This window comes from Pseudomonas machongensis (assembly GCF_034961125.1).
Taxonomy (GTDB): Bacteria; Pseudomonadota; Gammaproteobacteria; order Pseudomonadales; family Pseudomonadaceae; genus Aquipseudomonas; species Aquipseudomonas machongensis.
The window spans coordinates 1-19,877 of record NZ_JAYFUI010000073.1 but is presented as its reverse complement, the minus strand read 5'-3'; the positions used below and the strand labels follow the sequence as shown (position 1 = coordinate 19,877).

Sequence of the window (19,877 nt, the reverse complement as noted above, 5' to 3'; positions counted from 1 at the left end):
ACGACTCGGAGGGCAATGGCCATGGAACGTCTGACCCGCGTTCTAGGCGCGTTGACCCGTTGGGGGCTGGGGCTGTGCGCCTTGCTCGCGGTGCTGGTGGCACTGTATGTCAGCCTCGGTCGGCAACTGGTGCCGTTGGTGGCCGAATACCGGGCCGACCTCGAAGACAAGGCCCAGCAAGCCTTGGGTTTGCCTGTGCATGTGGGGGCGCTCGAAGGGCGATGGAGTGGTCTGGCCCCGGTGCTCAGGCTGCGCGACCTGCAATTGGGCGAAGGCTCTGCAGCCTTGCGCCTGGATGACGTCAAGCTGGTGCCCGACCTGTGGGCCAGCTTGAAGGCTCGCGAAGTGCGGTTGGCGCATGTCCAGCTCGGCGGCCTGCAACTGATCCTGCATGAAGACCAGCAAGGTGCCTGGACCCTTGAAGGCCTGCCGAAGAAAGACGATGCGCCCCTCGACCCTGCCCAATTGCTGCAACGCCTCCAGCAACTGGGCAGGGTCGATGTGTTCGACAGCCAGGTTACCTTCCAGCCGTGGCGCCGTGATTCGGTCACGCTCACCTATGTCAGCCTTGGCTTGCAAGCCGGTCCGTCGCGCCAGCGCCTGGAGATGCGCGCGACCCTGCCCGACGGTCAGCCCCTGGCGGTGAACCTGCGCAGCCGCGCCACCCCCGACGCCTGGCGCGACGGACACCTGGAGGCCTATGTCAGCCTGCCGCAGAGCGATTGGGCCCGCTGGGTGCCGCCAAGCCTGCTCGGGCAGTGGCGAGCCAAGACCCTGCGTGCGGGGGGCGAATTCTGGATCGACTGGAACAAAGGCCATTTGCAGCGCGCCGTCGCCCGCCTGAACGCGCCGCAGCTGCGCGGCGCCTATGCCGGGCGCAAGACCGTGACTCTCGACAACCTGGCGCTGTCCAGTTGGGTGCGCCGCGGCAAGGAGGGCTACGAGATCGTGGTCGATTCGTTGGCTGCGAGTATCGGTGAAACTCGCTGGGAAACACATTTGCAAGCGCGCCAGCGTCCTGGGCAGGAGGCTGCCGAGGATGTGTGGCATGTCCAGGCCGATCGTCTCGACCTGACGCCGCTGACCCCGCTGATCGATGGCCTGGCACCGCTGCCGGACAACCTGATGACCGTCGTCGACGCCCTTAACGTGACCGGCACGCTGCGTAACGTCCAGCTCGACATCCGTCCCCATGCCGAAGGTGACCAGCGCCTGCAGTTCGCCGCCAATCTCGACAAGATCGGCTTCGATGCGTATCACGGAGCGCCCGCAGCGGGCAATGTCAGCGGCAGCATCAGCGGCGATCTCGGGCACGGCGAACTACGCCTGGATACCGATGCCTTCATGCTGCATCTGTACCCCATCTTCGGCAAACCCTGGCACTACCAGAAAGCCAATGCCCGCCTGACCTGGGCGCTCGACAAGGACGGCTTCACCCTCATCGCGCCCTACATCAAGGTGCTGGGCGATGAGGGCAAGATCGCCGCCGATTTTCTCATTCGTTTCAGGTTCCACGAAGAGCAGGCCGATTATATGGACCTGCGTGTCGGCCTCACCCAGGGCGATGGCCGCTACACGGCCAAGTACCTGCCGGAAGTGCTCAGCCCGGCGCTGGATGAGTGGCTTCGCAGTGCCATCGTCAAGGGTGCGGTCGACGAGGGCTATTTCCAGTATCAGGGATCGCTGAACCACAACGCCCCGGCGCATTCGCGCAGTATCAGCCTGTTCTTCAAGGTGCATGACGCAGCGCTCGATTTCCAGCCGGGCTGGCCGCAGGTGCAGCAGGTGGACGGCAATGTCTACATCGAGGATACCGGTGTGCGCATCCAGGCCAGCAAGGGTCTGCTGCTCGACACCCGGGTCAGTGATGTCAGCGTCAACATTCCCCATGTCGAGGGCGACCAGCATAGCCGCCTGTACCTGGACGGCGAGTTCGACGGCAGCCTGGGCGACGGCCTGAAGATTCTGAAAGAGGCACCGATCGGCACTGGCGAGATCTTCGCCGGCTGGGAAGGCGAGGGCCCGCTGCAGGGCAAGGTCAAGTTGGACATCCCGCTGGAGCACGGTCTGCGTCCCAAGGTGCTGGTGGATTTCTCGACTTCGGATGCTCGCCTCAAGGTGGAGCCGCCGGCACTCGATCTGAGCCGCTTGAAGGGTGACTTCACCTTCGACCTCGACAAGGGCTTGAGCGGCAAGGGCATCAGCCTCCAGGCCTTCGACAGGCCGGTGACCGCGCAGATTCTCGCCGAAGGGCAGGGTGGCCAGATTCAGACCCGGATCAACGCCACCGGCCAGGTGCCGCTCAAGTCGTTGACCGACTGGCTGCAGTTCAAGCAGGCACTCCCGGCCTCGGGCGATATCCCCTATCAACTTCAGGTCAGCCTGGGGAGCCGCGACACTCGCCTGAGCGTCAACTCGTCGCTCAAGGGGCTGACCATCGACCTGCCAGCGCCCTTCGGCAAAACGGCGGGCGAGTCACGCGACAGTAGCTTCAGCATGAACCTGCAAGGTGCCGAGCGGCGCTTTGATGCGAGCTACGCCGATGTGGCACGGTTGGCCTATGCGGCTTCGCTCGACAAGCTGGCCCAGGGACGCGGCGAGTTGGTGCTCGGCGGTGGCGAGGCGAGCGTGCCGGGCGGCCAGGGCCTGCGGGTGCGTGGGCGCCTCGAATCGCTGGACCTTGAGCCCTGGCAGCAGCAGTTGGACAAATACGCAGGTCAAGACCCAGGTGGCAGCGCACGACAGGGCCTGCAGAGCGTGGATGTGAGCATTGGCCAGTTGAAGGCATTCGGCACCGACCTCAACCAGGCAGTGGTGCGTCTGGCTCGTGTTGCCAGCGCCTGGGACCTGCGCCTGGACAGCAAGGAAGTGATCGGCAATGCGCGGATCCCGGATGCCAAGGCCGCGCCCATGGTGGTCAAACTGCAGACCTTGCGCCTGCCGCCGGCCGATCCGCAGGAGGCCCAGGCCGAAGATGCGCCTGATCCGCTGGCCACCTTCGACCCGCGCAAGGCGCCGGTCCTGGACCTGAGTATCGACAAGTTGTATCGCGGTGATGACCTGTTCGGCAGCGCCTCGGTCAAGCTGCGGCCGAATGCCCGTGGTGTGTCGCTGGACGACATCGACCTCAATCTCAAGGGCCTTCACATCGACGGCAGCGGCGGCTGGGAAGGTGTTCCCGGCAGCACCAACAGTTGGTACAAGGGGCGCCTGGACGGCAAGGACCTGGGTGACGTGCTCAAGGCCTGGGGCTTCGCGCCCACGGTCACCAGCCGCGATTTCCGCATGGATGTCGATGGTCGTTGGCCGGGTTCGCCGGCCTGGGTCAACCTCAAGCGATTCTCCGGCAGCCTCGATGCCTCGCTGCGCACCGGCCAGTTCGTCGAGGTCGAGGGGAGCGCCCAGGCGTTGCGGGTGTTCGGCCTGCTCAACTTCAACTCCATTGGTCGTCGTCTGCGCCTGGACTTCTCCGACCTGTTCGGCGAGGGGCTGGCCTATGATCGGGTCAAGGGCCTGCTGGTGGCCAGCGAGGGCGTTTATGTCACCCGTGAACCGATCGCTGTCACCGGCCCCTCCAGCAATTTCGAGCTCGATGGCACCCTCGACTTTGTGCGCGACCGTATCGATGCCAACCTGCAGGTGACCCTGCCGGTCACCAACAACCTGCCGTTGGCGGCGCTGATCGTCGGGGCACCTGCGGTCGGCGGCGCGTTGTTCCTTGTCGATCGGCTGATCGGCGATCGGGTCGCGCGCTTCGCCAGCGTGCACTATCGGGTCGAAGGTCCGGTCAAAGAGCCTAAAATCACCTTTGTGAAACCTTTCGATAAATCGCGCTAGGAGTGGTCATGAAGTCAGCAGTGATCCAGATGGTCAGCCAGGACGGCGTACTGGCCAACCTGCAGCGGGCTCACGTGCTGCTGGAGCAGGCCGCTGACAGCGGTGCACGGCTGGCGGTGCTGCCGGAGAATTTCGCGGCCATGGGGCGGCGCGATGCGGCGGCGATCGGTCGCGCCGAGGCGCTTGGCGAAGGCCCGATCCTGCCATGGTTGAAACGTGCCGCACGCGACCTCAGGTTATGGATTGTTGCCGGCACCTTGCCGTTGCCGCCGGTCGATGAGCCCGAGGCCAAGGCCCATGCCTGCTCGCTGCTGGTTGACGAGCACGGCGAGATCGCCGCGCGTTACGACAAGCTGCACCTGTTCGATGTGGACGTGGCCGACAACCGCGGTCGCTACCGCGAATCGGACGATTACGCCCATGGCGCGCAGGTGGTGGTGGCCGATACGCCGGTTGGACGCCTGGGCTTGTCGGTGTGCTACGACCTGCGCTTTCCCGAGCTCTACAGCGCCCTGCGCGCTGCCGGGGCCGAGCTGATCAGCGCCCCGTCGGCGTTCACCGCGGTGACCGGCGCGGCACATTGGGAAGTGTTGATCCGTGCCCGCGCCATCGAAACCCAGTGCTACATGCTGGCCGCCGCGCAGGGCGGTATCCATCCAGGCCCGCGGGAGACCCATGGCCATGCGGCGATCGTCGACCCTTGGGGGCGGATCGTCGCCGAACATGCGCATGGCGAAGCGATATTGCTCGCCGAGCGCGACGCTGAAGAACAAGCGTCCATACGGGCGCGCATGCCGGTCGTTTCGCACCGGCGCTTTTTCTCGCAGGACGCCTTGCGACCTGCGCACACCTCGGAGTGACTATGAGCCAGATGTTATCCACCGTCAGCGAGCAGCTCCTGGCCCCGGGCGGACTGACCCTGGACAGCCTGCAGGCTGTGCTGGGTGAGTTGGCAGGGCCCGGCATCGACGCTGCCGACCTGTATTTCCAGGGGCAGATCTCGGAAACCTGGGCACTGGAAGACGGTATCGTCAAGGAAGGCAGTTTCAACCTCGACCAAGGTGTCGGCGTGCGTGCATTGTCTGGCGAGAAAACCGGCTTCGCCTACAGCAACGCAATCAACCTTGAAGCCCTGACGTCAGCGGCGCGCGCCGCCCGCTCGATCTCCCGCGCCGGCCAGAACGGCAAGGTGCAGGCCTTCCGCAGCCAGGACGTGACCGCCCTGTACGCACCGGGCAACCCGCTCGATGTCCTGAGCCGCGCCGAGAAAGTCGAACTGCTCAAGCGCGTCGATGCTGCCACCCGTGCCCTCGACCCGCGTATCCAGCAGGTCAGCGTGAGCATGGCGGGCGTGTGGGAGCGGATCCTGGTGGCGGCGGCCGATGGCAGCCTGGCCGCGGATGTGCGGCCGCTGGTGCGTTTCAACGTCAGCGTCATCGTCGAACACAACGGTCGCCGCGAGCGGGGCGGCCAGGGCGGGGGCGGGCGTACCGACTACCGCTACTTCACCGAAGAGCGGGTGATGGGCTATGCCCGCGAGGCGCTGCGCCAAGCGCTGGTCAACCTCGAGGCGCAACCTGCACCGGCCGGCACGCTGCCGGTAGTGCTCGGTCCGGGTTGGTCGGGCGTACTGCTGCATGAAGCGGTCGGCCACGGTCTGGAAGGTGATTTCAACCGCAAAGGCAGCTCGGCCTACAGCGGGCGGATCGGTGAGGCGGTGGCGTCGAAGCTGTGCACCATCGTCGACGACGGCACGCTGGAAGGCCGTCGCGGTTCGCTGAGCGTCGATGACGAAGGCACGCCGACCGAATGCACCACGCTGATCGAGAACGGCATCCTCAAGGGCTACATGCAGGACAAGCTCAATGCCCGCCTGATGGGTATGGCGGTGACCGGCAATGGTCGACGCGAATCCTACGCGCACCTGCCGATGCCGCGCATGACCAACACCTACATGCGCGCCGGCGAGAGTGACCCGCAGGAGATCATCGCCTCGGTGAAGAAGGGCATCTACTGCGCCAATCTCGGCGGCGGCCAGGTGGACATTACCAGTGGCAAGTTCGTGTTCTCCACCAGTGAGGCGTACCTGATCGAAGACGGCAAGATCACCGCGCCGGTCAAGGGCGCGACCCTGATCGGCAATGGGCCGGAGGCGATGAGCCGAGTGTCGATGGTCGGTAACGACCTGGCCCTGGACAGCGGAGTCGGTACCTGTGGCAAAGATGGGCAGTCGGTGCCGGTTGGTGTTGGCCAGCCGACCCTGAAGCTGGACGCGATCACCGTGGGCGGTACCGGGGCTTGATGACAAGCCCTGCCTGCAGGAGTGGCCTTGTGTCGCGCAAAGGCCGCCAGGCGGCCTCGAGATCTCGGCGACACAGACGGGGCTGCCGTGCAGCCCTTTCGCGACGCGATGCCGCGCCTACAAGCGGTCGGGGGCGGTGCTCAGCGCAGGCCGCGTTGCAGCTCGTCGAGGTCACGGATGTACTTGAACACCTTGCGCGCAGCGGCAGGCGGCTTGTTCCGCGCCTTTTCGTGCTGGGCATGGCGGATCAGCGAGCGCAGTTGCTGGCGATCGGTATCGGGGAACTCCTGGACGAAGCGCTCGAGGTCTTCGTCGTTGCCGTCGATCAACCGGTCGCGCCAGCGCTCGAGGCCGTGGAAACGTTCGTTGTACTGGCGCGTGGAGCTGTCTATCTGCTCGAGCAGCGCATGGATGGCCTCCAGGTCCTGTACGCGCATCAGCTTGCCGACGAACGACATGTGGCGTTTGCGGGCACCGTGGGCGGTGTGTTTGGACGCTTCCTCCAGTGCTTTGCGCAACTCGTCGGTGAGTGGCAGGCGCGCGAGGATATCGGGCTTGAGCGTGGTGAGGCGCTCGCCGAGTTCGACCAGCGCATGCAGCTCGCGCTTGATCTGGGTCTTGCTTTTTTCGCCGTCGAAGGCGTCGTCGTATGAATCAACCATGGTGGCAGTCCGCAGGAAATCGCCGCCATGATAACCAGTCGGGGGCCGCTTTGTCCGGCCCGGTCGAAGAATGGCCCTCGCCGAACGCAGAATTTGAGTGGAGAAAACCATGAGTGCAGTCCAGAGCATAGGTCCGAAGGACCTGCCAGCGTTGCAGGAGCAGGTCGAGGCGATCGTTGCCGAAGCACGCCGCCAGGGCGCCAGTGCCTGCGAGGTGGCGGTTTCGCTGGAGCAGGGCCTGTCCACCAGCGTGCGCCAGCGCGAGGTCGAAACGGTCGAGTTCAACCGCGACCAGGGCTTTGGCATCACCCTCTACGTGGGCCAGCGCAAGGGCTCGGCCAGTACTTCGGCGAGCGGTCCGGAGGCCATTCGCGAAACAGTGGCTGCTGCATTGGCCATTGCCAAGCACACCTCAGAGGATGAGTGCTCGGGCTTGGCCGACGCGGCACTGATGGCGCGTGAAATGCCCGACCTCGACCTCTACCACGATTGGGACATCGAGCCCGAGCGTGCCATCGAGATGGCCCTGGAGTGCGAGGCGGCCGCCTTCGATGCCGACAAGCGTATTCTCAATGCCGACGGCACCACCCTCAACCCGCACCAGGGCGTGCGGGTGTATGGCAACAGTCACGGCTTCATCGGTGGCTATGCCTCGACGCGCCATAGCCTGAGCTGTGTGATGATCGCCGAAGGCGAAGGGCAGATGCAGCGCGACTACTGGTATGACGTCAATCGCCAGGGCCAATTGCTGGCCGACCCGCGCAGTATTGGCCAGCGCGCTGCCCAGCGTGCCGCCAGCCGTCTGGGCGCACGTCCAGTGCCGACCTGCGAGGTGCCGGTGCTGTTCGCTGCGGAACTGGCTGGCGGGTTGTTCGGCAGCTTCCTGTCGGCGATCTCTGGCGGCAACCTTTACCGCAAGTCGTCGTTCCTTGAAGGCACCCTGGGCCAGCGTCTGTTCCCGACCTGGCTGACCCTCGACGAGCGTCCGCACATTCCACGTGCGCTGGGCAGTGCCGCGTTCGACGGCGATGGCCTGGCCACTTATGCCAAACCGTTCATCGACAAGGGCGAACTGGTGTCCTACATCCTGGGTACCTATGCCGGTCGCAAGCTCAAACTGCCCAGCACCGCCAACGCAGGCGGGGTGCATAACCTGTTCGTCACCCATGGCGTCGAAGACCAGGCTGCACTGATCCGTCGCATGGGGCGCGGCTTGCTGGTGACCGAACTGATGGGGCATGGCCTGAACATGGTAACGGGCGACTACTCCCGTGGCGCTGCGGGTTTCTGGGTGGAGAACGGTGAAATCCAGTTCCCGGTCCAGGAAGTGACCATCGCCGGCAATATGAAAGACATGTTCCAGCAGATTGTGGCAATTGGCAGCGATATTGAAACGCGCAGCAATATTCACAGCGGTTCGGTGCTGATCGAACGGATGACCGTCGCCGGTAGCTGACGGCGCACCGCTGACCCACGCTTGACGACAGACCCGGCCATCGTGCCGGGTTTTTTGTTTGTGGCTCCGCCCTTGAAGTGATTCTAATTATCAATTAATAATGAATATCATTATCCATAAACCCCGGCGATGATGTTCATGAAAACCGTCCTCCACGAATTGCCCTACCTGGAAAACTGGCGCTGGTTGAGTCGGCGCATCCGCTGTGCCCTCGAGCCGGACGAACCGCGGCTGATCGAACACTATCTGGCCGAGGGGCGCTATCTGGTCTGTTGCACCGAGACCTCGCCCTGGACCGTGGCGTTGACCTCCTTCCGTCTGCTGCTGGATACCGCCTGCGACCGCATGTTGCCCTGGCATTGGCGCTGCCAGTGCCTTGATCAGGCCTGGCGCCCGCTGCTTGACCTGCGCAACCTCGACCGTTGCGAGCAGAACGAGCGCTGGCAGCCCTATGCGATGCAACTGGCCAGTTGCGTGTTGCTGCCTTCGATTTCCCCCGATGAACTGATGCAAGGATCCGATGATGAGTAATACCCGTATCGAGCGTGACAGCATGGGCGAACTGCAGGTGCCTGCCCAGGCGCTGTATGGTGCCCAGACCCAGCGCGCGGTCGACAACTTCCCGGTCAGCGGCCAGCGCATGCCGCTGCAGTTCATTCGGGCACTGCTGTTGGCCAAGGCCGCAGCAGCCAAGGCCAACATCGCGCTGGAGCAACTGAGCGCGGAGCAGGGCGGTGCCATCGTCAAGGCGGTCGAGCAACTGCTGGCCGAGGACTTCATCCAGCATTTCCCGGTGGACGTGTTCCAGACCGGCTCCGGCACCAGCTCCAACATGAACGCCAACGAGGTGATCGCTACCCTGGCCAGCCGGGTGCTAGGTGACAAGATCAACGCCAACGACCATGTCAATTGCGGTCAGAGCAGCAACGACATCATTCCGACCACCATTCATGTCAGCGCGGCGCTGGCCTTGCACGAGCAACTGCTGCCGGCGCTGGGGCATTTGGTTCAGGTGATCGAGGCCAAGGCTGTCGAGGTTCACCGTTACGTCAAGACCGGCCGCACCCACCTGATGGATGCCATGCCGGTGCGCATGAGCCAGGTCCTGGGGGGCTGGGCGGCACAGATCAAGGGTGCTCAAGCGCATCTGGAAGCCACCTTGCCCGCCCTGCAGGCGTTGGCCCAGGGCGGCACAGCGGTCGGCACCGGGATCAATGCCCACCCGCAATTCGCCGTGGGCTTTGCCCGTGAACTGAGCGACCTGACCCGTATCCCGTTCACCCCTGGGGAAAACCTGTTCGCCCTGATCGGCTCCCAGGACACGGCCGTGGCGTTGTCCGGCCAGCTCAAGACCACCGCTGTCGCGCTGATGAAGATCGCCAACGACCTGCGCTGGATGAACTCAGGCCCCCTGGCCGGACTTGGCGAAATCGAGCTCGAGGGGCTGCAACCGGGCTCCTCGATCATGCCGGGCAAGGTCAACCCGGTGATCCCCGAGGCCACTGCGATGGTTGCCGCGCAGGTTATCGGCAACGACGCGACCATCGCCGTCGCCGGCCAGTCGGGTAATTTCGAACTCAATGTCATGCTGCCGGTGATCGCCCGCAACCTGCTGGAGAGCATCGAGCTGATGGCCAACGCCAGTCGCCTGCTGGCAGACAAGGCGATCGCCAGCTTCAAGGTCAATGAGCCGAAGCTCAAGGAGGCGCTGTCGCGCAATCCGATCCTGGTCACAGCACTGAACCCGATCATCGGCTACCTCAAGGCCGCCGAGATTGCCAAGACCGCCTACAAGCAAGGTCGCCCGATCGTGGAGGTGGCGCTGGAGCATACCGACTTGTCGCGTGATCAGCTCGAGGCCCTGCTGGATCCGGAAAAACTCACCGCTGGCGGTATCTGATCCACGGTCCTCGCCCAGGAGACACGTCATGCAGCATTGGAAACGCACTACGGAAACCGCTAATCGCCTGTTCGACCAAGGCGAGCTGGTAGACGCCCGGGAGCACTACCTGCAAGCCCTGGCCCTGGCGCAGGTGCTGTTCGAGCGCTGGCATGACGTTGACGAGGCGGTGGCGGCCTTTGTCATCGCCCACCACAACCTGGCTGACCTGCACCTGCGCCTGAATCAGCCCCACGAAAGCGCCGATTACCTGTGTGCGGCCCATCAGCGGCTGCTCCAGGCCAGTCAGGAGTCGCGCCTGCCCCAGGCCCTGCGTGATGCCGCGTTGCGCCACAGCGGGCGTACCTACACCGAGCTGTTGAGCTTTATCGCCGAATACGGCCAGTACCCACGCACCGAGCGCTTGCTCAATCGCCATGCACCTGAAGCGAGCGAACTGGCTGCCCGGCCGGATGCCACCCACCGTTCACCTGCATACGGAATTCACTGACATGCCCCACACCTTGCCTGCACTGCCTTACGCCTACGATGCGCTGGAGCCGCACATCGATACCCAGACCATGGAGATTCACCACAGCAAGCACCACCAGACCTATGTGAACAACCTCAACGCCGCCATCGAAGGGACCGAGTGGGCCGAATGGCCGATCGACAAGCTGGTCGGCGCGGTCAAGCAGTTGCCCGAAAAGCTGCAAGGAGCGGTGATCAACCAGGGCGGTGGCCATGCCAACCATGCGTTGTTCTGGACCGTGATGTCACCCAAGGGCGGTGGTCAACCCCAGGGGCAGGTCGCCCAAGCCATCGATACGCAACTCGGCGGCTTCGAGGCGTTCAAGGAGGCGTTCACCAAGGCTGCGCTGACCCGTTTCGGCAGCGGTTGGGCCTGGCTCAGCGTGACCCCGGCCAAGACGCTGGTGGTGGAGAGCAGCGGCAACCAGGACAGCCCGCTGATGCACGGCAACACACCGATCCTGGGGTTGGACGTGTGGGAGCACGCTTACTACCTGAAGTACCAGAACCGTCGTCCGGAATACATCGGTGCCTTCTACAACGTCGTCGATTGGACGGAAGTTGAGCGTCGCTACCTTGAAGCCCTGAAGTGAGTCGATCTGTCATGCGCTCCGAGGTGATGTCTGTCAGCAGTGTGCGCCTGTTCCGACTGGCGCTTGGGACTTTGCTGTTGCTCGTCGGCACCGCGCTGTTGGTAGCGCGGGGCATCGCCTGGTTGGACCTGGAGCCGCGCATGTTACGTGCGCTTGAAGGCGGTGCATTGTGCGCACTGGGCACGGCGCTGGGCGCGGTACCGGTGCTGGTGATCCGCAACATGCCGGTGGCGGTGGCTGACACCTTGCTTGGCTTCGGTGCCGGGGTGATGTTGGCAGCCACCGCGTTCTCTCTGATCATCCCAGGCCTTGATGCGGCTCAGTCCATTGGCTTCAGCCCTTGGGGCGCCGGTGGCCTGGTCAGTGCCGGGTTGTTGTTCGGGGCGCTGTGCCTGTTCCTGGTCGACTTGAGAATCTCCGGGGTTTCGCCGGAGTCCATGGTCGGGCAAGGCAATCAGCCGGTGATCGCTGCGCGGATCTGGCTGTTCGTAGCCGCGATCATCGCGCACAACATCCCGGAAGGCATGGCCATTGGTGTTTCCGCTGGCGGCGGCATGCCAGACGCCGACAGCCTGGCCATGGGCATTGCCCTGCAGGACGTGCCGGAGGGGCTGGTGATCGCGTTGGTGTTGGCGGGGGCTGGGATGTCGCGGTTCAAGGCCTTCCTGATCGGTGCTGCATCCGGGCTGGTGGAGCCGGTGGCGGCGGTGATCTGTGCCTGGCTGGTGAATGTTGCCGAGCTGCTGCTACCGCTTGGGCTTGCGTGTGCGGCAGGAGCGATGTTGCTGGTGGTGACCCAGGAAATCATTCCCGAGTCACGCAGCAATGGCAATCATCGCCTGGCAAGCCTGGGGTTATGCATCGGCTTCTGCCTGATGATGGTGATGGACACTGCGATGTCCTGAGGCTGTCAGGCAAGGGACGGGGCGGGAGCTTACTCGCCTTCGTCGAAATAATTGTTGATCAGCGCCACCAGCGCATCCAGTGCGTCGTTGTCCTGCTCGCCTTCGGTTTGCAGGTGCACTTGGGTGCCTTTGCCCGCGGCCAGCATCATCACTGCCATGATGCTCTTGCCGTCCACCAACTTATCGGGGGCTCGCCCGACCCGAACCTGGCAGGGGAACTTCCCGGCCACGCCGACGAACTTGGCTGCCGCCCGGGCGTGCAGGCCCAGCTTGTTGATGATGGTGATTTCGCGGGCGGGCATCGTGGGGTGGATCCTGTGGGTTAGAGGTCGCGGTGACGGACCTGGACGTTTTTCAGGGTTTGCTGCAGCAGTTGTCCGAGGCGCTCGGTGATATAGACAGAGCGGTGGTGTCCGCCGGTGCAGCCGATGGCGATGGTGACGTAGGCGCGGTTGCTGGCGGCAAAGCGCGGTAGCCACTTCAACAGGTAGCTGGAGATGTCCTGGAACATTTCCTCGACGTCCGGTTGTGCTGCCAGGTACTCGATCACTGGCGCTTCAAGGCCAGAGTGCTCGCGCAACTCGGGTTTCCAGTAAGGGTTTGGCAGGCAGCGCACGTCGAACACCAGATCGGCGTCCACCGGCATGCCGCGTTTGAAACCGAAGGATTCGACGAGAAAAGCGGTGCCGGGTTCAGGCTGGTTGAGCAGGCGCAGCTTGATCGAGTCACGCAGCTGGTAAAGATTAAGGCTGGTGGTATCGATCTTGAGGTCGGCGAGGTCGGCGATGGGGCCGAGCAGTTCGCTTTCGACGCGGATCGCTTCGGCGAGCGAACGGTCCGCGTTGGTCAGAGGGTGTCGACGGCGGGTTTCGGAGAACCGCTTGAGCAGCGTGTCCTCGTCGGCATCCAGGTACAGCACGTCACACTGGATGTGACGCGCGCGAGCGTCCTCGAGCAATTCGGGGAAGCGCGACAGATGGCTTGGCAGGTTGCGCGCATCGATGGACACGGCGACCTTGGGTTGCATCAGTTCGGTATTGATCAGCGCGTTTTCCGCCAACTGCGGCAGCAACCCGGCGGGCAGGTTGTCGATGCAGTAGTAGCCGTTGTCTTCCAGCACATCGAGCGCGGTGCTCTTGCCGGAGCCGGACCGGCCGCTGACGATGATCAGGCGCATGTTCAGTGCTCGTTCTGTGCGTCCAGGACTACCTGGTAGAGGGCTTCGCTGCTGTCGGCGGCACGCAGGCGATCACGGACTTCCTTGCGATCGAGCATGCTGGCGATCTGGCGCAGCAGTTCGAGGTGGGCATCGGTGGCCGCTTCCGGGACCAGCAGCACGAACAGCAGGTCCACGGGGGCGCCGTCGATGGCGTCGTAGTCGATGGGAGCGTCCAGATGCAGCAGGGCGCTGACGGGGGCAGTACAACCTTCCAGGCGGCAATGAGGAATGGCGATGCCATTACCGAAACCGGTGGAGCCCAGTTTTTCGCGAGCGATGAGCTTTTCGAAGACGTCTTGCATCGCAAGCTCAGGTACTTGCTCGGCAATCAGGTTGGCGACCTTTTCCAGGGCGCGCTTCTTGCTGCCGCCCGGCACGTTCACGAGGGAACGGCCGGGGGTCAGGATGGTTTCAAGTCGGATCATGGATGAGGGGGATCAGCGGGCAGCTGCACCTTGCAGCAGGCTTTGCTGTTTTTCCTTGTGTTTTTTCAGTTGGCGGTCGAGCTTGTCAGCCAGTGAGTCGATCGCGGCATACATGTCTTGGTGTTCTGCGTTGGCGACCACTTCGCCGCCGGGAATCTGGAGTGTCGCTTCAACCTTCTGCTGCAGCTTTTCGACTTTCATGATCACCGTTGCATTGGTGATCTTGTCGAAATGTCCTTCCACGCGGGCGAGCTTCTCGAGCACGTATTCGCGCAGTGGTTGGGTGACTTCTACATGCTGGCCACTGATGTTGACTTGCATACAGCTTCTCCTTTGTTGCCCGTGCATAAAGAGGCAGGTATTGCACCTGCCACTGAAACGCTGTGGCACATCCCGGCGCTACATCAATCGCTTGCGCTCGCTCGACGGGGCAATCCCCAGCGATTCGCGGTACTTGGCGACGGTGCGGCGGGCTACCTGGATGCCTTGTGCCTCCAGTAAACCAGCGATCTTGCTGTCACTCAATGGCTTTTTCTGATTTTCCGCGGCCACCAGTTTCTTGATGATCGCGCGGATCGCCGTAGACGAGCATTCGCCGCCTTCGGCGGTGCTCACGTGGCTGGAGAAAAAGTATTTCAATTCGTAGATGCCGCGGGGGGTGTGCATGTACTTCTGTGTGGTGACCCGCGAAATGGTCGATTCATGCATGCCTACCGCTTCGGCAATGTCGTGCAGCACCAGCGGTTTCATGGCTTCGTCGCCATGATCGAGGAAGCCGCGCTGATGTTCGACGATTTGCGTGGCCACTTTCATCAGCGTCTCGTTGCGGCTTTGCAGGCTCTTGATGAACCAGCGCGCTTCCTGCAGCTGGTTGCGCATGAAGGTGTTGTCGGCGCTGGTGTCGGCGCGGCGGACGAAGCCTGCATACTGCGGATTGACTCGCAGGCGAGGCACCGCTTCCTGGTTCAGTTCGACCAGCCAGCGGTCGCTGTCCTTGCGTACGATGACGTCCGGGATCACGTACTCCGGCTCGCTGGATTCGATCTGCGAACCCGGGCGCGGATTGAGGCTTTGCACCAGCTCGATGACCTGGCGCAGCTCGTCTTCCTTGAGCTTCATACGACGCATCAGCTGGCTGTAGTCGCGGCTGCCGAGCAGGTCGATGTAGTCGGTAACCAGGCGCTGGGCTTCGGCCATCCACGGCACGCTCGCCGGCAGCTGGCGCAGCTGCAGCAACAGGCATTCGCCCAGGTTACGGGCGCCGACGCCGGCCGGCTCGAATTGCTGAATGCGGTGCAGCACCGCTTCGACTTCATCCAGCTCGATGTCCAGCTCGGGATCGAACCCGGCGTAGATTTCCTCGAGGCTGTCTTCCAGGTAGCCCTGGTCGTTGATGCTGTCGATGAGGGTGACCGCGATCAGGCGGTCGGTGTCGGACATCGGTGCCAGGTTGAGCTGCCACAGCAGGTGGCTCTGCAGGCTTTCGCCGGCAGAGGTACGGGTGGTGAAGTCCCACTCGTCGTCATCGTTGCTGGGCAGGCTGCTGGCGCTGGTCTGGTAGATGTCTTCCCAGGCCGTGTCGACCGGCAATTCGTTGGGGATGCGCTCGTTCCACTCGCCTTCTTCGAGGTTTTCCGTGCTGACGGTCGTTTCCTGGAAGCTGTTGTCCTGGGCTTCGGCGGCAGGTTTGCTTTCGCCGTTTTCCGCCATCGGATCGCTGTTGTCGAAGTCGTCGCCGTCTTCCTGACGTTCGAGCATCGGATTGGATTCCAGCGCTTCCTGGATTTCCTGCTGGAGGTCCAGGGTGGAGAGCTGGAGCAGACGGATGGCCTGTTGCAACTGCGGGGTCATCGTCAGTTGCTGGCCCATTTTTAGGACGAGCGATGGTTTCATGGCTGGGGCTTAATACCTTGTTCGCCGGCGCGCATGCGCCATCCACTACAGGGCGCCGAAGCGCCAAATCTTAAGCAAGTTATATGCCTGAAATTGTAGCGTTTGCCTAGAGCACTGTAACACTTAAGCCCGTTTCACCAGGCATTTCCAATGCTCCAGGCAGCTCCCGGGCGTCAGAGTCGGAACTCGTGGCCCAGGTAGACTTCCTTGACCAACTGGTTGGCCAGGATGGTCTCGGCGTCGCCTTCGGCGATCAGTTGACCATCGTTGACGATATAGGCGGTCTCGCAGATGTCGAGCGTTTCGCGCACGTTGTGGTCGGTGATCAGTACGCCGATGCCCTTGGCCTTCAGATGGTGGATGATCTGTTTGATATCACCCACGGAAATCGGGTCGACGCCGGCGAAGGGTTCGTCCAGCAGGATGAATTTCGGCGCAGTCGCCAGGGCGCGGGCAATTTCGACGCGACGGCGTTCGCCACCGGACAGGCTCATGCCGAGGTTGTCGCGGATGTGGCTGATATGGAACTCCTGCAGCAGGCTTTCCAGCTCCTTGCGCCGTCCATCGCGGTCCAGGTCCTTGCGTGTCTCGAGGATGGCCATGATGTTGTCGGCGACCGACAGCTTGCGGAAGATCGACGCTTCCTGCGGCAGATAGCCGATGCCTGCCTGGGCCCGGCCATGCATGGGCTGATGGCTGACATCGTTGCTGTCGATGAGCACGCGGCCCTGGTCGGCCTGGACCAGCCCTACGATCATGTAGAAGCAGGTGGTCTTGCCGGCGCCGTTGGGGCCGAGCAGGCCGACGATCTGGCCGCTGTCGATCGACAGGCTGACGTCGCGGACGACCTGGCGGCCCTTGTAGCTCTTGGCCAGGTGCTGGGCTTTGAGGGTTGCCATTTACTCGGCCTTTTTCTTCGGTTGGATCACCATGTCGATACGCTGACGAGGTGCGGTCACGTTACCACCACGGCCAGCGGTCGCCACCTGGGTCTTGGTGTTGTAGACGATCTTCTCGCCTTCGGTGGTGTTGCCTTCGTTCTCGACCTTGGCGCGGTCGGTGAGGATGACGATATCCTTCTGCGCCTGGTACTGGATGGTGACGGCCCAGCCCTTCATCTTGTCGGGTTTTGCAGCGCTCTGCTGTTGCTCGAAGTAGGCCAGGTTGCCCACCGAGGTCACGACGTCGATGTCGCCCGAGGCGGCGCGAGTCATGGTCACGGTGTTGCCTTTGATCATCATCGAGCCCTGGGTGATGATCACATCGCCGGTGTAGGTGGCAACGCCCTGTTTGTCGTCCAGATGCGCGTTGTCCGCCTGGATGCGGATTGGCTGGTCACGGTCGTTCGGCAGGGCCAAGGCGCTCGCGCTTCCCAGTGCTGCGCTCAGGCTGAGCAAAAGGGGGAGGGTTTTAACGAGCCTCATACTGTCCTCTTACGTTGGACAGCAGGTCCATCCTGCCGTCTTCCAAATATGCTTTCATTCCTACACCCGTAGTCGTGCCACCGGCGCCGTCGATTCTAACGGCTTGGGCGGTCTGCGCATATTGCTTCTGCGGGAACACCGTCATGCGGCTACTGGTGATCAGGGTGTCGCGTTGTTTTTCGTCGGTGCGGGCGATCCGCACGTTGTCGATCAGTTCGACCTCGGTACCGTCCGGGTTGACCTCGGCGCGCACGCTCTGCACATGCCATGGGAACGCTGTCCCACGGTAGATGTGCATGTCTGGCGTGGTCACCAGGGTGACTTCGCTGGCCTTCAGGTGCTCGACCTTGTCCGCGGTCATTTCGTATTGCAGCCTGCCGTCGGGCAGGTACTGTACGCTGTGGGCGTTGATCGCATAGTAGTCGATGGCGCTTTCGTCGACCTGTGCCGTGGGCTTGTCGAGGAAGCTCTCGGGGCTGATGTTCCAGTAGCCGACCGCCACCAGCAGCGCAGCGATGGCTGCCAGCAGCACGGCATTTCGAAGTTTCTTGCTGAGCATGGCGTGGCCTACAGGTAATGGGCGTTGGCAGCGTCCAGGGTACCCTGGGCCTGCATGATCAATTCACAGAACTCGCGGGCTGCGCCTTCGCCGCCGCGTGCCTGGGTGACGCCGTGGGCGTGCTCGCGGACGAAGGTCGCGGCATTGGCCACGGCCATGCCTAGGCCCACCCGGCGGATTACCGGGAGGTCGGGAAGATCGTCGCCCAGGTAGGCGACCTGCTCGTAGCTCAGGCCCAGCTCGGCGAGCAGGCCGTCCAGCACCACCAGCTTGTCTTCGCGGCCCTGGAACAGGTGTGGACTGCCCAGGTTCTTTGCCCTGCGCTCGACCACGGGGGTCTTGCGTCCACTGATGATCGCGGTGGTTACGCCCGAGGCCATGAGCATCTTGATGCCGTGGCCATCGAGGGTGTTGAAGGTCTTGAATTCGCTACCGTCCTCGAGGAAGTACAGGCGGCCGTCGGTCAGCACGCCGTCCACGTCGAAGACGGCCAGCTTGATGGCTTGGGCACGTTGCATCAGGTCCTGGGTCATTTACATCACTCCGGCGCGCAGCAGGTCGTGCATGTTCAGGGCGCCGGTCGGACGATCTTGGTGATCGACCACTACCAGTGCGCTGATCTTGTGGTCTTCCATGATCTTCAAGGCTTCGGCGGCGAGCATTTCGGCGCGGGCGGTCTTGCCGTGAACGGTCATGACTTCGTCGATGAGCGTCTTGTGCACGTCGATGTTGCGATCCAGGCTACGACGCAGGTCGCCGTCGGTGAAGACGCCGGCCAGGCGGCCGTCATGCTCCATGACCACGGTCATGCCCAGGCCCTTGCGCGACATTTCCAGCAAGGCGTCCTTGAGCAGTGTGCCGCGCTGCACCTGGGGCAGTTCGTCGCCCGCGTGCATGACGTTCTCGACTTTCAACAGCAGGCGACGGCCCAGGGCGCCACCCGGATGGGAGAACGCGAAATCCTCGGCGGTGAAGCCGCGAGCCTCGAGCAGGGCGATGGCCAGGGCATCGCCCAGGACCAGGGCGGCGGTGGTGGACGAGGTGGGTGCCAGGTTCAGCGGGCAGGCTTCCTGGGCGACGCTGGCGTCGAGGTTGACTTCTGCAGCCTGTGCCAGTGGTGAGTCGGGCTTGCCGGTCAGGCTGATCATCTGGATGCCCAGGCGCTTGATCAGCGGCAGCAGCGTGACGATCTCGGCAGTGCTGCCGGAGTTGGAAAGAGCAAGGATGACATCGTCGCGGGTGATCATGCCCATGTCGCCGTGGCTGGCTTCGGCCGGGTGCACGAAGAACGACGGGGTGCCGGTGCTGGCGAGGGTGGCGGCGATCTTGTTGCCGATATGGCCGGACTTGCCCATGCCGACCACGACAACCCGCCCCTTGCTGGCCAGGATCAGCTCGCAGGCCTTGACGAAATTGTCGTCGATACGGGCCCGCAGGCCTTCTACAGCCTCGAGTTCCAGGCGCAGGGTGCGCTGGGCGGATTGGATCAGCTCGCTGGATTGGCTCATGTCGAAAAAGCAATGCCTGATGAAAAGGCGCCGATTATAGCGGCAATGTGTGAAACGCTCACCTTAGAGTTGTCGTAGGAAGTTGCAAAATAGCTGTACGGTGCCTGAACGACTCGGGGAAATGGCCTTGGGGACAACTTTGCGCGGTGCTATAGTTCGCCGCTATTCGGCCCGCCAGGGATGCGTGTGCCTTCATGATGAAGGCAGGCGTCCATGTAGACGAGGCTGCATTGCAAGGAGTCTAGATGAGTTCGGATAGCGCCTACGCGGTCGAGTTGAAGGGGGTCACCTTCAAACGCGGTTCGCGCAGCATTTTCAGCAATGTCGACATCCGTATCCCCCGCGGCAAGGTCACCGGCATCATGGGGCCTTCCGGGTGCGGCAAGACAACCCTGCTGCGCCTGATGGGCGCGCAGTTGCGCCCCACCAGTGGCGAAGTCTGGGTAGGCGGGCAGAACCTGCCGGCCCTGTCGCGCAGCGACCTGTTCGATGCCCGCAAGCAGATGGGGGTGCTGTTTCAGAGCGGTGCGCTGTTTACCGACCTGGATGTCTTCGAGAACGTGGCCTTCCCGCTGCGCGTGCACACCCAGTTGTCCGACGAGATGATTCGCGACATCGTCCTGATGAAACTGCAGGCCGTGGGCCTGCGCGGTGCCATCGATCTGATGCCGGACGAGCTGTCAG

Annotated in this window: 21 protein-coding genes; 10 read left to right on the top strand and 11 right to left on the bottom strand. The window is 63.2% G+C overall.

Features of this window, described 5'->3' with window-relative positions:
• Nucleotides 1–15 precede the first annotated feature (15 nt).
• From VA602_RS06835 to tldD, 3 genes are read left to right on the top strand one after another with little or no spacing between them, the layout of a single operon-like run.
• Nucleotides 16–3,837 (top strand): YhdP family protein, encoded by a 3,822-nt coding sequence (locus VA602_RS06835; protein ID WP_323452835.1) that lies wholly within the window; start codon nt 16–18, stop codon nt 3,835–3,837.
• An 8-nt stretch (nt 3,838–3,845) separates the two neighbouring features.
• The gene (locus tag VA602_RS06830) at nt 3,846–4,697 is read left to right on the top strand and encodes a carbon-nitrogen hydrolase family protein (protein ID WP_054894393.1); all 852 of its coding nucleotides are present in this window, start codon (nt 3,846–3,848) and stop codon (nt 4,695–4,697) included.
• A gap of 2 nt (nt 4,698–4,699) precedes the next feature.
• On the top strand, nt 4,700–6,139 hold the full coding sequence (gene tldD, locus VA602_RS06825; RefSeq protein WP_054894392.1) for a metalloprotease TldD: 1,440 nt from the start codon (nt 4,700–4,702) through the stop codon (nt 6,137–6,139).
• 140 nt (nt 6,140–6,279) lie between these two features.
• Here the strand turns inward: tldD and yjgA are convergent, their stop codons facing one another.
• Nucleotides 6,280–6,801 carry a ribosome biogenesis factor YjgA gene (gene yjgA, locus VA602_RS06820; RefSeq protein WP_063543154.1) on the bottom strand — a complete coding sequence of 174 codons (522 nt, stop codon included), beginning with the start codon at nt 6,799–6,801 and terminating at the stop codon, nt 6,280–6,282.
• Between the two features lie 109 nt (nt 6,802–6,910).
• On the opposite strand from yjgA, the gene pmbA reads away from it, so the two are divergent.
• The 6 genes from pmbA (at nt 6,911) to VA602_RS06790 (ending at nt 12,165) form a co-directional block, all read left to right on the top strand.
• Nucleotides 6,911–8,257, top strand: coding sequence for a metalloprotease PmbA (gene pmbA, locus VA602_RS06815; protein ID WP_323452834.1), 1,347 nt, complete (start codon nt 6,911–6,913; stop codon nt 8,255–8,257).
• A gap of 129 nt (nt 8,258–8,386) precedes the next feature.
• The gene (locus VA602_RS06810) at nt 8,387–8,788 is read left to right on the top strand and encodes a FagA protein (protein WP_082421003.1); all 402 of its coding nucleotides are present in this window, start codon (nt 8,387–8,389) and stop codon (nt 8,786–8,788) included.
• Nucleotides 8,781–10,157, top strand: a complete 1,377-nt coding sequence (locus tag VA602_RS06805) for a class II fumarate hydratase (protein ID WP_153772673.1) — start codon at nt 8,781–8,783, stop codon at nt 10,155–10,157. The genes VA602_RS06810 and VA602_RS06805 overlap by 8 nt, the downstream gene beginning before the upstream one ends.
• Nucleotides 10,158–10,185: 28 nt before the next feature.
• Nucleotides 10,186–10,647, top strand: coding sequence for a hypothetical protein (locus tag VA602_RS06800; protein WP_153772672.1), 462 nt, complete (start codon nt 10,186–10,188; stop codon nt 10,645–10,647).
• A 1-nt stretch (nt 10,648) separates the two neighbouring features.
• Nucleotides 10,649–11,260 (top strand): superoxide dismutase, encoded by a 612-nt coding sequence (locus VA602_RS06795; protein WP_063543163.1) that lies wholly within the window; start codon nt 10,649–10,651, stop codon nt 11,258–11,260.
• A gap of 11 nt (nt 11,261–11,271) precedes the next feature.
• Nucleotides 11,272–12,165 (top strand): ZIP family metal transporter, encoded by an 894-nt coding sequence (locus VA602_RS06790; protein ID WP_063543165.1) that lies wholly within the window; start codon nt 11,272–11,274, stop codon nt 12,163–12,165.
• Nucleotides 12,166–12,194: 29 nt separating this feature from the next.
• Here VA602_RS06790 and VA602_RS06785 read toward each other — a convergent pair whose 3' ends face one another.
• The 10 genes from VA602_RS06785 to VA602_RS06740 form a co-directional block, all read right to left on the bottom strand.
• Nucleotides 12,195–12,467: an HPr family phosphocarrier protein gene (locus tag VA602_RS06785; protein ID WP_065863251.1), complete on the bottom strand. Its 273-nt coding sequence runs from the start codon at nt 12,465–12,467 to the stop codon at nt 12,195–12,197.
• Nucleotides 12,468–12,487: 20 nt separating this feature from the next.
• Nucleotides 12,488–13,342, bottom strand: a complete 855-nt coding sequence (rapZ, locus tag VA602_RS06780) for an RNase adapter RapZ (protein ID WP_063543167.1) — start codon at nt 13,340–13,342, stop codon at nt 12,488–12,490.
• Between the two features lie 2 nt (nt 13,343–13,344).
• Nucleotides 13,345–13,809: a PTS IIA-like nitrogen regulatory protein PtsN gene (gene ptsN, locus VA602_RS06775; protein WP_054894383.1), complete on the bottom strand. Its 465-nt coding sequence runs from the start codon at nt 13,807–13,809 to the stop codon at nt 13,345–13,347.
• A gap of 12 nt (nt 13,810–13,821) precedes the next feature.
• On the bottom strand, nt 13,822–14,130 hold the full coding sequence (gene hpf / locus VA602_RS06770) for a ribosome hibernation-promoting factor, HPF/YfiA family (protein WP_323452833.1): 309 nt from the start codon (nt 14,128–14,130) through the stop codon (nt 13,822–13,824).
• Nucleotides 14,131–14,208: 78 nt separating this feature from the next.
• A complete protein-coding gene (locus VA602_RS06765) occupies nt 14,209–15,702 on the bottom strand; it encodes an RNA polymerase factor sigma-54 (RefSeq protein ID WP_323452832.1) in 1,494 nt (497 codons plus the stop codon).
• A gap of 173 nt (nt 15,703–15,875) precedes the next feature.
• The gene (gene lptB / locus VA602_RS06760) at nt 15,876–16,601 is read right to left on the bottom strand and encodes an LPS export ABC transporter ATP-binding protein (protein WP_054894380.1); all 726 of its coding nucleotides are present in this window, start codon (nt 16,599–16,601) and stop codon (nt 15,876–15,878) included.
• A complete protein-coding gene (gene lptA, locus VA602_RS06755; protein WP_054894379.1) occupies nt 16,602–17,126 on the bottom strand; it encodes a lipopolysaccharide transport periplasmic protein LptA in 525 nt (174 codons plus the stop codon).
• Nucleotides 17,113–17,685, bottom strand: a complete 573-nt coding sequence (gene lptC, locus VA602_RS06750) for an LPS export ABC transporter periplasmic protein LptC (protein WP_054894378.1) — start codon at nt 17,683–17,685, stop codon at nt 17,113–17,115. The genes lptA and lptC overlap by 14 nt, the downstream gene beginning before the upstream one ends.
• Before the next feature lie 8 nt (nt 17,686–17,693).
• Complete coding sequence (locus VA602_RS06745) at nt 17,694–18,218, bottom strand: KdsC family phosphatase (protein ID WP_323452831.1); 525 nt, start codon at nt 18,216–18,218, stop codon at nt 17,694–17,696.
• Nucleotides 18,219–19,193: a KpsF/GutQ family sugar-phosphate isomerase gene (locus tag VA602_RS06740; RefSeq protein WP_054894376.1), complete on the bottom strand. Its 975-nt coding sequence runs from the start codon at nt 19,191–19,193 to the stop codon at nt 18,219–18,221.
• Between the two features lie 245 nt (nt 19,194–19,438).
• Between VA602_RS06740 and VA602_RS06735 the strand changes: the two genes are divergently transcribed.
• A partial coding sequence (locus VA602_RS06735) for an ATP-binding cassette domain-containing protein (protein ID WP_323452830.1) occupies nt 19,439–19,877 on the top strand: 439 nt, incomplete at its 3' end.